Consider the following 570-nt stretch of genomic DNA (forward strand, 5'->3'; position numbering starts at 1 on the left):
TTTTCGGCGCATGACTCAAGGGACCCTTCGCTGGCAAGCCAGCTCCTACAAAGATGGATGTCTGTCGCAGATGACGTTACACCCGGCAATGCGCGACAATGCCGGCCAGTTTCAGGAGTGAATCATGAGTGAAATGCTTGATACGCCGGTAGACGGCACCCTCGACGCCACCGGCCTCAACTGCCCGGAGCCGGTGATGATGCTACACCAGCATATCCGTGACCTGGTGCCTGGCGGCTTGCTCAAGGTGATCGCCACTGACCCGTCGACCCGTCGCGACATTCCCAAGTTCTGTGTGTTTCTCGACCATGAACTGGTGGCGCAGCACGAAGAGGCGGGCACCTACCTCTACTGGATTCGCAAGAAATCCGGCTGATCATCAAGCCCCTGTAGGAGCGAGCTTGCTCGCGAAAAACGCCAGGACACCGCGGGGCATCAGGTATTACGCGTTATCGTTGACGTCCATCGCGAGCAAGCTCGCTCCTACAGGGGCTTGATGATCAGCCGGATTTCTTGCGAATCCAGTAGAGGTAGGTGCCCGCCTCTTCGTGCTGCGCCACCAGTTCATGG

At 58.2% G+C, this 570-nt stretch carries 1 protein-coding gene and 1 pseudogene; one reads left to right on the forward strand and one right to left on the reverse strand.

The features are described from left to right. Positions 1 to 124 precede the first annotated feature (124 nt). A complete protein-coding gene (gene tusA / locus AC1DVH_RS32495; RefSeq protein WP_007987255.1) occupies positions 125 to 376 on the forward strand; it encodes a sulfurtransferase TusA in 252 nt (83 codons plus the stop codon). Positions 377 to 500: 124 nt separating this feature from the next. On the opposite strand, the pseudogene AC1DVH_RS32500 reads toward tusA, so the two are convergent. After that, positions 501 to 570: pseudogene (locus tag AC1DVH_RS32500) on the reverse strand (sulfurtransferase TusA); the annotation flags it as partial.

This window comes from Pseudomonas sp. P4_C3 (assembly GCF_056402075.1).